Annotated in this window: 12 protein-coding genes; 4 read left to right on the top strand and 8 right to left on the bottom strand. The window is 41.4% G+C overall.

From position 1 onward, the window contains the following. Positions 1-3: 3 nt before the first annotated feature. The 6 genes from VYM24_RS03280 to dut form a co-directional block, all read right to left on the bottom strand. Positions 4-1,656, bottom strand: coding sequence for a RagB/SusD family nutrient uptake outer membrane protein (locus VYM24_RS03280; RefSeq protein ID WP_330941437.1), 1,653 nt, complete (start codon positions 1,654-1,656; stop codon positions 4-6). Positions 1,657-1,672: 16 nt separating this feature from the next. Next, positions 1,673-4,924, bottom strand: coding sequence for a SusC/RagA family TonB-linked outer membrane protein (locus VYM24_RS03285; protein ID WP_217712534.1), 3,252 nt, complete (start codon positions 4,922-4,924; stop codon positions 1,673-1,675). 300 nt (positions 4,925-5,224) lie between these two features. Continuing rightward, positions 5,225-6,538, bottom strand: coding sequence for a murein hydrolase activator EnvC family protein (locus VYM24_RS03290; RefSeq protein WP_330941438.1), 1,314 nt, complete (start codon positions 6,536-6,538; stop codon positions 5,225-5,227). After that, positions 6,535-7,131, bottom strand: coding sequence for a lipoprotein insertase outer membrane protein LolB1 (gene lolB1, locus VYM24_RS03295; protein ID WP_330941439.1), 597 nt, complete (start codon positions 7,129-7,131; stop codon positions 6,535-6,537). Before lolB1 ends, VYM24_RS03290 begins: the two co-directional genes overlap by 4 nt. After that, positions 7,128-8,876 (bottom strand): tetratricopeptide repeat protein, encoded by a 1,749-nt coding sequence (locus VYM24_RS03300; RefSeq protein ID WP_330941440.1) that lies wholly within the window; start codon positions 8,874-8,876, stop codon positions 7,128-7,130. The genes lolB1 and VYM24_RS03300 overlap by 4 nt, the downstream gene beginning before the upstream one ends. A gap of 64 nt (positions 8,877-8,940) precedes the next feature. Continuing rightward, on the bottom strand, positions 8,941-9,375 hold the full coding sequence (gene dut, locus VYM24_RS03305) for a dUTP diphosphatase (protein ID WP_217712538.1): 435 nt from the start codon (positions 9,373-9,375) through the stop codon (positions 8,941-8,943). Positions 9,376-9,578: 203 nt separating this feature from the next. On the opposite strand from dut, the gene VYM24_RS03310 reads away from it, so the two are divergent. Beyond that, positions 9,579-10,904 (top strand): deoxyguanosinetriphosphate triphosphohydrolase, encoded by a 1,326-nt coding sequence (locus VYM24_RS03310; protein WP_330941441.1) that lies wholly within the window; start codon positions 9,579-9,581, stop codon positions 10,902-10,904. Positions 10,905-10,925: 21 nt separating this feature from the next. On the opposite strand, the gene glsB is transcribed toward VYM24_RS03310, so the two are convergent. Both glsB and glsA read right to left on the bottom strand, forming a co-directional pair. After that, complete coding sequence (gene glsB / locus VYM24_RS03315) at positions 10,926-11,912, bottom strand: glycine N(alpha)-acyltransferase GlsB (protein ID WP_330941442.1); 987 nt, start codon at positions 11,910-11,912, stop codon at positions 10,926-10,928. Between the two features lie 54 nt (positions 11,913-11,966). Further along, positions 11,967-12,785, bottom strand: coding sequence for a lyso-glycine lipid O-acyltransferase GlsA (glsA, locus tag VYM24_RS03320; RefSeq protein WP_330941443.1), 819 nt, complete (start codon positions 12,783-12,785; stop codon positions 11,967-11,969). Positions 12,786-13,016: 231 nt separating this feature from the next. On the opposite strand from glsA, the gene VYM24_RS03325 reads away from it, so the two are divergent. From VYM24_RS03325 to VYM24_RS03335, 3 genes are all read left to right on the top strand, one after another. Continuing rightward, positions 13,017-13,520 carry an RNA polymerase sigma factor gene (locus VYM24_RS03325; RefSeq protein WP_291550983.1) on the top strand — a complete coding sequence of 168 codons (504 nt, stop codon included), beginning with the start codon at positions 13,017-13,019 and terminating at the stop codon, positions 13,518-13,520. Positions 13,521-13,793: 273 nt separating this feature from the next. Further along, positions 13,794-14,300, top strand: coding sequence for an RNA polymerase sigma factor (locus VYM24_RS03330; RefSeq protein WP_044265240.1), 507 nt, complete (start codon positions 13,794-13,796; stop codon positions 14,298-14,300). Positions 14,301-14,350: 50 nt separating this feature from the next. After that, positions 14,351-14,533 carry a hypothetical protein gene (locus VYM24_RS03335; RefSeq protein ID WP_330941444.1) on the top strand — a complete coding sequence of 61 codons (183 nt, stop codon included), beginning with the start codon at positions 14,351-14,353 and terminating at the stop codon, positions 14,531-14,533. The last annotated feature ends 11 nt before the right edge of the window (positions 14,534-14,544 follow it).

Below are 14,544 nucleotides of genomic sequence, written 5' to 3' on the forward strand. Positions count from 1 at the left end.
AAGTTAATCCCAACCTTCATTTTGATACCCCTTCAGCGCTAAATTCAATTCTATTGCAGCCAAAGGTATAGGGCGCAGATAAAATTTGGTGGTAATCCTCCCCACAGGAATATCCGGATTGTGCGCTTCCACATATTCTGCTAATTTCCCCGTTCTAGTCAGGTCTGTCCAACGATGGTACTCCCCAGCCAATTCGCGGGCACGTTCATTCAAAATATAATCAATGTTCATCTCAGATGCGACCGCAGGTGTTGCTTTAGCACGATTACGTACAATATTAATATAAGAGACCGCTTCTTCCGGTTTATTCAACTTAATATAAGCTTCCGCAGCTATCAGATTTGTCTCTGCTAAACGAGCTAAATAGATGTCACGCATAGAAGAAGTAATCTTAAAATACTGTTTTCCATTCTCTATATCATCAAACTTACGAAATGGAGCTACTCCACAGATATCTGCAGACATTTTAGCTTGATAAGAGGTTTGTTCATTGCTAATATTATTTCCTTCCGGAAGCATTTCCACTATAATTGCATTTTTACGACTGTCAAGAGCCGAGCGCCAACTTGCTATGTTTGCAATCTCCCAAGAAGGACAATAATAATAAATCACTTCACTCGTATTTTTCTTTTTCTCATCATAATAGTCCCAATAACTTTGACGCAACTCAAGCATAAAAGTTCCTTCATATCGTTCATCTTGAGCCGGATTATCCGTATTTGTATTAAATACTTCATGCATCCATAATGTGGGAGTTAATGTAGAGGAGGTATATTTATGACCAGCTTCTGCACCTTTTAAATAAGGTCCGTAATCAGCTTGTTGTCTGTTTCCATCTTTCTGTACATCAGCTACAGTTGCTACATTGTAATCAATAAAAAATAGAATCTCCTCATTCCTTTCCCCTTGGTTACTGAACAAAGTTGTAAATGGCGTGGTCAAAGGAGCACCAGCTCCTGCATTTTTAGCTGATGTAACGGCTGCATTAAAATCTTTCTCATCATGAGTGAGGTATCCTTTGCATAAATAAGCTTTTGCCAAATAATGTTTAGCAGCGACTTTTGTAAAACGACCGTCGCTTGATTTCTCAGCAAGCACAGATGAAGAAGAAGCCAACTCTGTCAATTCATCAATAATAAATTGGAAAATAGATTCCGCACTCTCTCGCTGTACACTTGCAATAGGAGAAGTAGTACGTGTGGTCACTAAAGGAACTCCACCGAACTGCTGTACTAAATTCAAATAATAAAATGCACGTAAACCACGTGCTTCAGCAATGCGCTCGGCACGGCTATCATCTTCACCTCCCCAATAAATCACTTCATTCGCTAAAGAAATAGCCTTGTAGTGTTCCTTATAAAATGTTGTCACATTTTCTTCGGCACTTGAATAGTTCTGACCATACAAGTTACAAACTTGCACAGAAGTACGTCCACTTGCAAAAAGATCAGTTCCTCCCTCAAACAGCCAAGGAGCATCACTATATATAGTTCTTAATGAGCCATAAGCAGCATTACACAAACTTTCAAACCCAGCTGATGTGTTATAGTAATCAGCTCCCGGTACATTCGATTTATTATCCTGTTCCAAGAAATCAGAACATCCAGCTAATATTGCAAATAAAAAGACTGTCACAACTGTATATAACTTTTTCATAATCATATTTCTACTATTAAAATTTAACATTTAATCCTAATTGATAAGTAACAGAACTCGGTCCTCCTGTTCCATCTGAAATTTTAGCATCAGCCCATTCCGGATCAAATCCTTTATAATCTGTGAAAGTGAAAGGATTCAATATATTAGCGTAAATACGCAAATTCTCAAGACCTATTTTCTTTATCAGTTTTTTAGAAAAAGTATATCCAACTGTTATATTTTTAATTTTCCAATAAGAAGCATCCACATAATTATTAGATTCAAATTCTTTATTCTTACTAGTATACCAACCATTTCCACCGCCATAATTATAAGCTGCCCCATCAAACGGATACGGATAAGAGCCTACGGTTGTATGGTCAGCCACTATATTAGGATTGGATGTAAGTGAGGTCGTTGTTTTTCCATCCCACGTATAATTGAATATTGGAGCACCCTCTGGAATATAAAAATCCATATTCAATTTAGTTCGTCCACGGTCACTATAATTTGTAAATTCTTCCATAAAAGGACTATATAACAAATGCCCTTGCTTCGTATTTATACTCATAGAAAAATCCCAATTCTTATATGACAAAGTGGTAGACAAGTTTCCAGTCCATTTCGGTAAAGCATGCCCCAATATCTGCCGATCATCATCATTCAGTTTCCCATCTTTATTTGCGTCTTCATAAGTCATACATCCTTCAAAATAGCCATACCATTCAGAATTGGTCTTTGTCACCCCATTAATCGTTACTAACTCATTCGCTTTTGCTTGAGTACATATTCCCAATTGTTTCAAATCATAAGCAACATCAATGGGTTGCCCGATAAACCAACGCTCGGCACGCATGTCTTCTTTCTTACCTTGTAGTTCAAGAATTTCATTTTTATTCTTAGCGAATGAGGCCGTTATATCCCAATAAAAATCCTTTGATTGAAATAATATTCCTTTCAACATCAATTCCACTCCGCTATTACGCACTTTACCTACATTCGCAGTCATACTTCCATTATAGGAACCTTGTTCTAATAATAATTTCATATCCATAAGCAGATCTTTGGATGTTTTTGTATACCAATCAAATGTACCAGAAACTCGTCCTCCCAAGAAAGCAAAATCCAGACCTGTATTAAATTCCGTGGTAGTTTCCCAACTTAATAATTCATTCATAATACCAGGACCAAATCCTTTACCGAAGCCAGAATAATAAAGCTGATTGGCAAGAAATGAAGTTTCATAATTTCCTACAGAAGCATTATTTCCCGTAGCACCATAGCTAACACGTAATTTCAGATTATTAATCCACGACATACTGCTTTTAACAAAATTCTCTTCACTAATACGCCACGCTAATGCCGCTGAAGGAAACATTCCCCAGCGATGACCTTCTTTGAATTTTGAAGAACCATCCCAACGAGTAGACAAAGTAGCCAGATATTTCCCTTTATAACCATAATTTACACGTAAAGCATATGAAAGCATTGTCGATTTCCCATAAGAACTCTTCACATCGCTATAGCCCGAAGCAGCCGAACCCAAATTATACCACAAAGTTTCAGAAGTAACATTATTTCCTGTTAACTCATATTTTTCAGCTTCTGTGCTATAAACACTCATCAAAGCCATAGCATTCAAAGTATGACTTTCACCGAATGTCTTAATGTAATTCACTTGTGTATCCCATGTATAAGAAAAATATTCATCTTTAGTTATAGTCGCTTTAGCATCACCGGTAGGATTGTCTTTAGCATTGTAAGTCCCTGCTTGTTCTTCAGAAAGCCCACCATAGTATTCTCCTCTTCGTTTAGTAGACATTGTTGGAGAGAATGTTGTTTTAACCAATATTTCTTCTATCGGCTGATATTGCAAATACATCGTTGTCAATACGCGATATCCTTTAGTTTTATCCTCGGAATTCATTGCATCAACTAAAGGCGAAACTGTAGAAGTAAACCCTGCCGGATACGCCTCACTTTTCTCTTGTCCAGCTACCAAATCTTTACCTGGCATATAATTCAGTTCTCCAGTTGCAGTATTGTAAGGAAGCCAAAAGCCATTAGAGCGAAAAGATGTCTGTACTGCTCTTCTCGAACCATAATTATACTCAAAAGCGACCAGATTAGCTGTTGCCCCCATGGCCAATTGCCTATTTATCTTACCATCAATTGCTAATTTCAGATTATAGCGTCTCAATCCATCACCCATTACCCCATCCTCTTGTTGATAACCAGTACCTACACGATAGGAAACTTTTTTTCCAGCACCTGACACTTGGATGAAATGATTCTGCTGTGTACCATCTTTAAGCATTAGATCAGTCCAGTCTGTAAAATCATGGTTCAAAAACTGCTCTTGCATTTTAGGAGCATTTTTATTCCAACAAGCTTTCATATTTGTTGTTGTTATTTCAAGAGGTAACCGTCCATTAATAATCGCTGCATTCTCAACAGGTGTAGCATATCTCATATAACGGTAGTTAATCCATTCAATCGGGTCCATAAAGTCAGGCATCCGCGCAACAGTTTTATATCCAGCATAGCCATCATATGTGACAGACACTTTCATGTCTTCTCCTGCTTTGGCTTGCTTAGTAGTAACAATGACAACACCATTGGTAGCACGCGAACCATAAATAGCTGTGGAAGAGGCGTCTTTCAATATGTCTATTTTTTCAATATCTGAAGGATTGAGAAAATTAATATCATCACAAATAATACCATCTACTACAAATAAAGGTTGGGTACTACTTCCTAATGTACTTTTACCGCGAATGGAAATATTGAAACTCTCACCTACACGGCTGGATGATTGGCTAATATCCACCCCTGCAACTTGCCCCTGTAAAGACTCCATAACTGTAGTAGCTCCTTTGGATGTCAGTTTAGTATTATCCACACTACCAATAGCACCTGTTAAATCTGATTTCTTCTGCACACCATAGCCAACTACCACAACCTCTTCCAGAGCCTGGGCATCTTCTTTCAAAGTAACTTTGATATAGGATTGTTCCCCAACTGTAACAACTTGAGTAATATACCCAATAAAAGAAATCTGCATTTTTGCATTTAAAGGTACATCTTGCAAAGTGAAATTACCTTCAAGGTCTGTAATAACCCCATTTGTTGTACCGACAATTAAAATATTTGCACCAATTATTGGTTCTCCGGCATTGTCAAGAACCGTTCCCTTTAGTTGATGGCTCTGCGCAAAAGCAATTGAGCAGATTGTACTTAATAATAAAAGTACAAATACCCTTTGAGTAGTCTTTCTAAAATCCATAATGCTGTTTTTAATAGTTATTAAATTTAGATGAAACGTTTTATTTGGGGTGCAAGAATAGCGAATAACAACCATTTATACTTGGATTTTTTTTCATTTTTATAGGAGAATTTATCCAAATACAATCATAAAGAACAAACAGCCATATATCAACGACAAGTATTGCAGCAAGCCCACCTTCACAGTATAGACGTGCAACATTTGCTGGGAAAGAATGGACTAGCTACCCTCTTGCAGAAGGAAGAATACAAGATGGAGCCTGTGAAGTGAAGCAATAATCTTTCAAAAGGAAATTCACAATCATCGATTCAGCCACGGCTCCGGATTCAGTTTCTCCTTTTCTTTGCGCAACTGGAAGTGCAGCACCGTACGTCCATTGTCCGCACCATCCGAGAATACTTGTCCGAGGGCTTGCCGGGTAGTAACAGTATCCCCCGTCTTCACTGAAGCAGAAGCCAGGTTACAATAAACGGAAATATAGTTTCCATGGCGGATAAGAATATTGAAAAGTCCGTTCAGTTGGAAAACGGCAGCTACCTTTCCGTCGAAAATAGCACGCGCCTGTGCACCGGGCTTACCTTGAATGTCTATCCCTTTATTATCCAGTTTCACATTGCGAAGCCCCTCTACGGAATACTGACCGTAGCGGCTGGTAATGATATACGGTCCGGTAATAGGTATTGGCAATTTACCACAGTTACCCGCAAAGCTACCGGACAATTCCCGGTCTGCCTTATCCATCGTATAGGTTTCGAGAGGTGCCGCTTTCTTGGCAGTGACCACTTCGGAAGAAGAAGTAGCAGTCGGTTTCGTTTCTTTTGCAGCAGCTTTTTTGCGGGCAGCTGCTTCTTTACGCGCCTCTTCCGCAGCACGTTTACGGGCTTTCTCAATTTCTTCGGCTATCAGGCGGTCGATACGGGCATTCAGTTGATTGGCTTCCTTGCGTTTTTTGTTCAGCTCATTTTGCAGCCCACGCTGCTTCTTCTGTAAATTGGCAACCAAGGCTTTCTTCTCCTTCTCCTGGTTTTCTAACTTTTCTTTTTCCACTTCACGCTCTTTCAGCAAGCTGGCTTTGGCTTTCTTTACCTGTTGAAGTTCCGTCTTCTTTTGATTGACCTGCTCTTGTTTCTTCAGGATCTCTTCGCCTTGTAGGCGCTGATAGTCGGCATACTCACGCACATAGCGCAAACGGCGATAAGTTTGCGATAATGTCTTGGCGGAAAGAATAAACAAAAGTTTGTCTTGAACGGAACGGTTCTTATACAGATATTGAACAGAAGACTCATATTTCTTCTTCTTATCCTTCAGGTCATTTTCGAGGCGGACTAACTGGCGCTCCAGTTTGGAAAGCTCACGATCTATAGTCTCCATATCATTATTAATGGCGAGGATATACCGTTTCCGTTCTTCAATCTGCCCGGTAAGGGCGGCAAGTCCATTCAACTGGCTACCGACATCTTTCTTTGTAGTGTTCAGAAGTGTTTCCGACTCGGCTATCTGCTTTTGCAAAGCGCCCCGTTTACTTTCCAACTCCTTAATCATCTTGTTGGATTGGGCGCAAAGTGGCAGAGCCAGACAGAAACAACCTATGAAAATACAAAGAAACTGTCTCATAACTTGGCCAGCATCTCTAAAAGTTCAGTCCATTCAACCTTAGTATATCTGGAAGACACCTGAGTCGGAGTCAGCGATATCTCTTTGTCCGAAAAGTCGGTAAGAACGATTTTTCCTTTTTCCAAAGAAGGAATACCCAGTTCCTTACCTGTCAAAGAAGCTTTGCCACCGGGTTTGGCTGCCTCAAAAAGCATCTTCTCCAAATGGGCAAAGTCGGCCTTCTTGGGCAAAACGTCTTTCAATTCCTTACGGGTAGCCTGTACATAACGTTTTCCCATACGGTCCACTACCAACACATCGTCGGGAGTAATCTCCAATCGTGCCACTTCACTGCGGAGGATAGGCATCAGAAGGGAAAGCTGCATACGTTCACCGCTTATAAGCTTCATAGTACCGTTCACTGTAATTGTGCCTCCCTTGTTAGGAATGGTCAACTGTACTTTAGAAGATAAAAAGCGCGGTTCTCCCAACGAAGAAGTCGCTTTCCGGGAAGTCTTACAACCGGAAAGACCTACTACCAGGGTCAGGATAAGCAAGAGAGGCAGCATACGAATACTGCCTACCGTTCTGTATTTGCTGTGTAACGTTCTCATTCGGGTATATATTTCTTTTTCTCGATCTTCTTTTTCAACGTCTTGGACTCACTGCCCATTTCCTGGGCCTGCTTCCAATACTTCAAAGCACCATCCACATCACCGGTCATATAATAGATATCACCCCCATGTTCAAGAATGGTATCACTTTGGTCCTCATCATTCTTTATTGCATCGTCTATGTAGAGGCGGGCTTCGGCATAGTTACCTTTCTCAAACAGAATCCAAGCGTAGGTATCCAGATAAGTGGAGTTCTTGGGTTCGGCTTTCACCGTTTTATAGCTCATCTCTTCCGCTTTGTCCAGGTCACGACGTTCCAGCGAAAGGTAATAGGCATAGTTATTCAATGCTCCCAGATTTGCCGAATTATAAACCAATGCAGAGTCGTAAGCCGCATAGGCTTCCGTATTCATTTTCTTTGTGTGATAGAAATCACCCATGATAGCATAAAAGTTAGAAACGAATTCTTTATCACTCTTTTCCGGGATGTTTTCCAATCCTTTCTTGCAAATGGCAAGTGCATCATCTGTGCGGTCAGCCTGGTTATAGGCTATGGAAAGATAGAAATAGAACTCCAGCATATCGGGATTAGACTCGATACCGGCCTCGCAAAGACGGATTACTTCTTTATAATCTTCTTTCCGTATTGCTTCACCGAGAAGTGTCATGCGGGCAGCCGTATTCGTCGGATCAATGTCCAGCACTCGTTCCAGTACGGGCATGGTCTCTTTATTCATTTTCTTGGCAAGGAGATATTGGGCATAAAGCATCGGCATCTGCGCATCATCCTGGTCTTGCTCCATAATACGGTCGAAAAGGTTGATTACACGGGTACTGTCTCTACCTGCGCGTTCATTTTCAACCACAAACTGACGCATCACGTTCAACTTCGTATCAGAGGGCACCTTCTTATTTAGTAAAAGGGTATCCAGTTGTTGCTCGTAGAGTTCTTTCTGTCCGGTCTGTTCGTAATAAGAGGCCAATGAATACATCGCCATGGCATTATCCGGTTCGGTGGCAAGCACTTTCTTATATATATTATAGGCTTCGTCCTTCTTGCCGTTCTGCATATAGACATCACCCAATATCACCTGATATCGCATATCCATCGGATACTCTTCCACCAGACTCTCTATCTCACGAAAAGCACTCTGATTATCCTTCTTCTGTAAATAGATACGGAATTTCTCCATACTGAGTTGCTCGTTCTTTCCCATCTTTTCTTCCAAACGGTTCAAGGTGGTAATCACGTTATCGTACTCTTCCAGACGGTTGTATATATCCAGCAAGCTGTACAGAGGGTCCATCCTATCCGAGAAACGGGTTGCCATGCTTTCCAGCAGATTCGTAGCTTTCTGCATCTCATTCTGTTGCTGATACAAGCTGGCCAATCCCTGGCTATACCAGTAATTATCCGGATCATTTTCCACAGCCTTTTCCAATGCCGCCTGTCCTTGCGGAACTTGTTTAAGGTACATGTAGTACTGCGAAATCTCGTACAAAGCCGATGAAGCATTCGGATTAATGGTCAGACAATGCTGCAATAAGTCAAAGGCGGCACTATAATCGTCTTTCATCTTCAAGCGGGAAGCTTCAAGGAAGAAGTAATCGTATTTACGCTGTTGTTCGGGCGTAAGCACAACTTGCGCCTTGGTTCCTTTCCGTAGCTTCTTCCCCTGACGGGAAGTACCACACGATATAAGTATCAAGCACAGCACGAAAAGAGATACTATTTTAAATTTCATTTTCATTCAGTCTGTTAGTAGAACTCAGCCCCTTTTAGCTTTTAATTCTTTGATTTTGAACTCCTCAACTCTTTCCTGTATGGCCGAAGCCGCCTGCACCACGCTCCGTTTCATCCAGCACTTCCACTTCCTGCCATGTAGCTTGTTCGTGGCGTGCTATCACCATCTGCGCAATGCGTTCTCCATCCTCTATCACGAAAGTCTCCGACGAAAGATTTACAAGAATGATACAAACCTCCCCACGGTAATCGGCATCAATCGTTCCCGGAGAGTTCAGTACCGTGATACCTTTCTTAATAGCCAGACCACTGCGAGGGCGCACTTGTGCCTCAAATCCCGGTGGCAGGGCAATATACAGTCCCGTAGGTACCAGACAACGCTGCATCGGAGCTAAAGAAACAGGTTCTGAAAGATTTGCGCGGATATCCATTCCTGCGGACAATTCGGTGGCATAAGCCGGAAGCGGATGTTTCGATTTATTAATGATTTGTACGTTCATGACAATAATTACAAATTACGAATTATAAATTACGAACTGCCGCTATTCAGTATTTAATAGCAGTTCTTCTTTTTTTAATTGGGCGAAAATACAGCTTTTAAAGCAAAATAGTGATACATTTGCAGTTAAATAATAACAAAGGGCAAATGTCCCCCTATCTTTTGCCATTTATAATTTGTAATTCATAATTCGTAATTATCGCCATGAATTGGAATACCCTCATATCTGCCAAACGTTTCGGGCTGGAAGAGTTTCACCAGGAGCGTCACGAAAACCGTTCAGAATTTCAGCGGGATTATGACCGCCTCGTCTTCTCCGCCCCTTTCCGCCGCTTGCAGAACAAAACACAAGTTTTCCCCTTACCGGGTAGTATCTTCGTACACAACCGCCTGACGCATAGCCTGGAAGTTTCCTGCGTAGGCCGTTCGTTGGGAAATGATGTAGCTAAAGCCATTCTTACCCATCAGCCGAAATTGAAAGATTCTTATTTACCCGAAATAGGTTCTATCGTATCGGCAGCCTGCCTGGCACACGATCTGGGGAATCCGCCTTTCGGGCACTCTGGAGAACGAGCCATCTCCACTTTCTTCTCTGAAGGAAAAGGTATGACTCTGAAAGGACAACTGCCCGCAGAGCAATGGGAGGATTTGACACACTTCGAAGGAAATGCCAATGCTTTCAGGTTACTTACCCATCAGTTTGAGGGAAGACGCAAAGGAGGCTTCGTATTAACCTATTCTACCCTGGCCAGCATCGTAAAATATCCCTTTTCATCGAGTTTAGCGGGTAAGAAATCGAAGTTCGGCTTCTTCACCACAGAGGAAGATAGTTTCCGCCGGATAGCCGAAGAACTGGGTATGAAAAAGCTGAATGACGCTCCGCTGAAATATGCCCGTCATCCATTGGTCTATCTGGTAGAGGCAGCGGACGACATCTGCTACCAGATGATGGATATTGAAGACGCACACAAACTCAAGATACTTACCACGCAGGAAACACAAGATTTACTTCTTTCCTATTTTCCCGAAGAGCGTAAAACGCATATGCTCAAGACACTGAAGCTTGTCAGCGACGTCAACGAACAGATTGCCTATTTGCGTTCCTGCGTCATCGGCCTGCTGATTCAGGAATGCACCCAGGCCTTTCTGAATAATGAGGAGAAGATATTGGAAGGGGAATTTGAAGGAAGCCTCATCAAGCATATTTCTGAATTGCCAGCTGGTGCTTATAAGCACAGTGCAGATATTTCGTTAAAGAAAATCTATCGCTCGCGTGATGTACTGGACATCGAACTTGCCGGTTTCCGTATCATCAGTACTTTGCTCGATCTGATGATCGATGCCGTCTGCTCACCGGAAAAAGCTTATTCACAGTTGCTCATCAACCGGGTATCCGGCCAATACAATATAAAAGCGCCCGTACTCTACGAAAGAATACAGGCAGTATTGGATTATATCTCCGGCATGACAGATGTCTATGCACTCGATCTCTATAGAAAGATCAACGGAAACAGTTTGCCGGCAGTATAAGTTGTGCTTCAGACACAATTATCATCTACTCGGAAAGAATACTTTATTAGCCCCGGAGGTAAGTTTGCAAGCCTCCGGCTCATTCTCGATAAATGACTGGATATGGCGGATACGCTTTTCTGCCAGAATCTCATCCACAGCAATCAGAATTCCCGTTTCTTCCACATCACCGAAGCCATAGTTAATGGCAGTACCGAACATACGCATCGTCGGACTCAAACTCATATAAGCATTTACCAACGGCGGAATATTATAGCCTAACTTACGTATCTCACAATTCAGTATCTTATAGTCCTCCTTAAATGTCTTCTTACAAAACAAGGCAGCCAAATCAGACTCTTTAGCTTCCATTTCAAGCGGTTTCATCGGAGTAATCAGATTATCTTTATCCTCAAAGTGCTTCTTCAAGAAATAAAGAATCATGTCGCGCCCCTGGCGATGATAACTTGGATACATAGTTACTTTACCGAAAAAATACTTCACATTCGGCATAACTACCGTCAACGCACCCAAACCATCCCACAGGTTATCCAGCGCAAACAAGCCTTTGCTACCGGCACGGGTGGACTGATATTCTACCGTAACAAACGAACGTCCTAACTCAATAGTAGTAGGAAGGTACTCCTTCAAGAACTTTTCAGAGAAATTGAACATGTGGGCTGTAGCCAGAATAGGGGCACCCTGTTCATCGAACCGAACGTCCGTACCAAGGATATAACGATAACCACCTAATATCTCTTCTGCTTCAGGGTTCCAGACAATCAGCTGTTTGTAGGGATTATCCATGATATCGTATTCATCGATATCCAGCGGTTGTCCTGTACCTCCACCTGCCGCACGGAAAGCAATCTCGCGTAAACGCCCGATTTCTTTCATAATATTCGGAGAATCCTGAGCTGTAATGATATAAATCTGATTATGGCTCTTATTCGTCATACGCAGACGCTTCTCTTCGGTCAGTTCCGCTTTCAGAAGTTCCTTACTAATAGGTTCAATAATCTCTTCCATATTTTTTTGTTAGTAGTTCTTTAATTCACTTTATCACCTTGTCACTTTACCACCCTATAACTTATACACAATGTCTTTCACATAAGCCGCCCACTCGACAGGAGTCTTTGACTTATCAAAAGTCTGCCAGGAAATAGGTTTTCCGATGGTAACAGTAAACGTTTTATGACGGTTCTTCAGCATCTCATCGGCAAGGTAGAGCATGGCTATGTTAATTTTGATGCCCAAAAATTTGCAGACGTTAGCCAAATTATAAAAAAAGTTCGAATTCCGGCCTTCAAAATGAATGGGGACAACGTCGCGTTGTGCCTGCACACTCTTTACGATAAAGGTCTTCTTCCAATCCAGATCACGGATCACTCCATTCTGACGCCGGGAGCACAATCCGGCAGGGAACATAATCAACTGATCATTCGATGCAAAGCCCGCTTCCACCATTCTCGGAAAATCTTTCGCCTGTTTTCCAGTTTTATTAATAGGTATACAAAGAGGAGCTAATCCTTGCAGATTCATCAGCAGGTCATTCACCATATACTTCACCTTACCTTTATAGAAACTACCCAGCACATATCCCAAAGCCACACCATCCTGGCCTCCCAACGGATGATTGGAGACAAAGGTGTACAATCCTTCAGTCGGTAGATTCTCTTCTCCCTTCACCACAATATCGGCATCCAGAAATTCCAGGCAGGCTTTTAAGAAGTCCACACCTACCTTATCCTTCGATTCGCGCAGGAAAACATTCAGTTCTTCCTGATGAACGATTCTTTTCAGATAAGAAACCACGAATTTAGGGATATATTTATAGTACTTCGGAGCCTTTTCCCGGAGCACTTTATCAATATCAATCAAAAATAAAGAGTCGTCAGCCATTCTTTTTAAGATGAAATGATTGCGCAAAATTAACTCATCTTTTTAATTATACGCAATAAAATCGGTGAAAACTGCACCCAAAAACAAACAAAAGGCACCCAAAAACTATCAATTGATAGTTTTTGCCCTAAAGATTGCTCAAAATGCGTCCGTCAGAGTTAGGGAACTTTCGTAAAATTGCAACATCAAAAGTCAAACAAACGAATAATTATAATAAAAAAGGAGAACGATATGAACAGTATTACATTTCAAAAGGATTTGCTCGGAGTACAAGACGATTTATTACGTTTTGCATATAAACTAACCTCCGACCGTGAAGAAGCTAACGACTTACTCCAGGAAACCTCTTTAAAGGCATTAGATAACGAAGATAAATACATGCCCGACACCAACTTCAAAGGATGGATGTACACCATCATGCGCAATATCTTTATAAACAACTATCGGAAGGTGGTTCGCGACCAGACCTTCGTAGATCAGACTGATAATCTTTATCACCTCAATCTACCTCAAGAGTCCGGATTCCAAAGCACCGAAAGCGCTTACGACTTAAAAGAGATGCACCGTGTTGTAAATGCATTGCCACGCGAATATAAGATTCCATTCTCTATGCATGTATCCGGGTTCAAATACCGCGAGATTGCAGAAAAACTGGGATTACCCTTAGGTACAGTAAAGAGTCGCATATTCTTTACACGCCAGAAGTTGCAACAGGAACTGAAAGACTTCAGATAATCTGTGTTGCAGGATAAAAACAGCTATTACCTCATATAACCTAAACCGATAACGTTCAGATATGAAAAAGTGTTCATGAAGGGGTCAGAGACTACTTGCATGAGCACTTTCCGACCACCCGAAAACTATCAAAATACCACCTAAAAACTATCAATTGATAGTTTACCCCCTAAATATTACCTGAAATCCGTCTATCGGAGTAAGGTTACTTTCGTAAAATTGCAAAGTCAAAAGGCAAAACAAAAGAATAACTATTGAAAAGGAGAAATGATTATGAACAACAGTATTACATTCCAAAAAGAATTGCTCGGAGTACAAGATGATCTATTACGCTTTGCATACAAATTAACCTCCGACCACGAAGAAGCAAATGACCTACTCCAGGAAACCTCTTTAAAGGCATTAGATAACGAAGATAAATATGCACCTGATACTAATTTCAAAGGATGGATGTATACCATCATGCGCAATATCTTTATCAACAACTACCGCAAGGTGGTTCGCGACCAGACTTTCGTAGATCAGACAGATAATCTCTATCATCTGAACTTACCGCAAGATTCCGGCTTTGAATGTACGGAAAGCGCATACGACTTGAAAGAGATGCACCGCATAGTAAATGCATTGCCCCGCGAATACAAGATTCCATTCTCCATGCACGTATCCGGTTTCAAATACCGTGAAATCGCAGAGAAGCTGGGATTACCACTCGGAACAGTGAAAAGTCGTATCTTCTTCACCCGACAGAAGTTACAACAAGAACTGAAGGATTTTGTTTAAGAGAAAAGAGAAAAATCTGCAAAACCAATATATAGTATAAATTTTTAGTTGTGTTAGAGAGAATATGGGCAGACCGGGATAATATCCAGTCTGCCCTTTCTTTATATCTCCTCGCTCCATACCCGAACCGTATCCGAACCGTAGTTTCTCCGTACATTCTTCGGTCAGAAGTACCTCTGTACGGAGAAACTACGGACTTGGTACGGAGCAAGTACGACTCGGGTACGGTGTAGGTAGATATTTG

Source organism: Bacteroides sp. MSB163 (genome assembly GCF_036416795.1).
Lineage (GTDB): Bacteria > Bacteroidota > Bacteroidia > Bacteroidales > Bacteroidaceae > Bacteroides > Bacteroides maternus.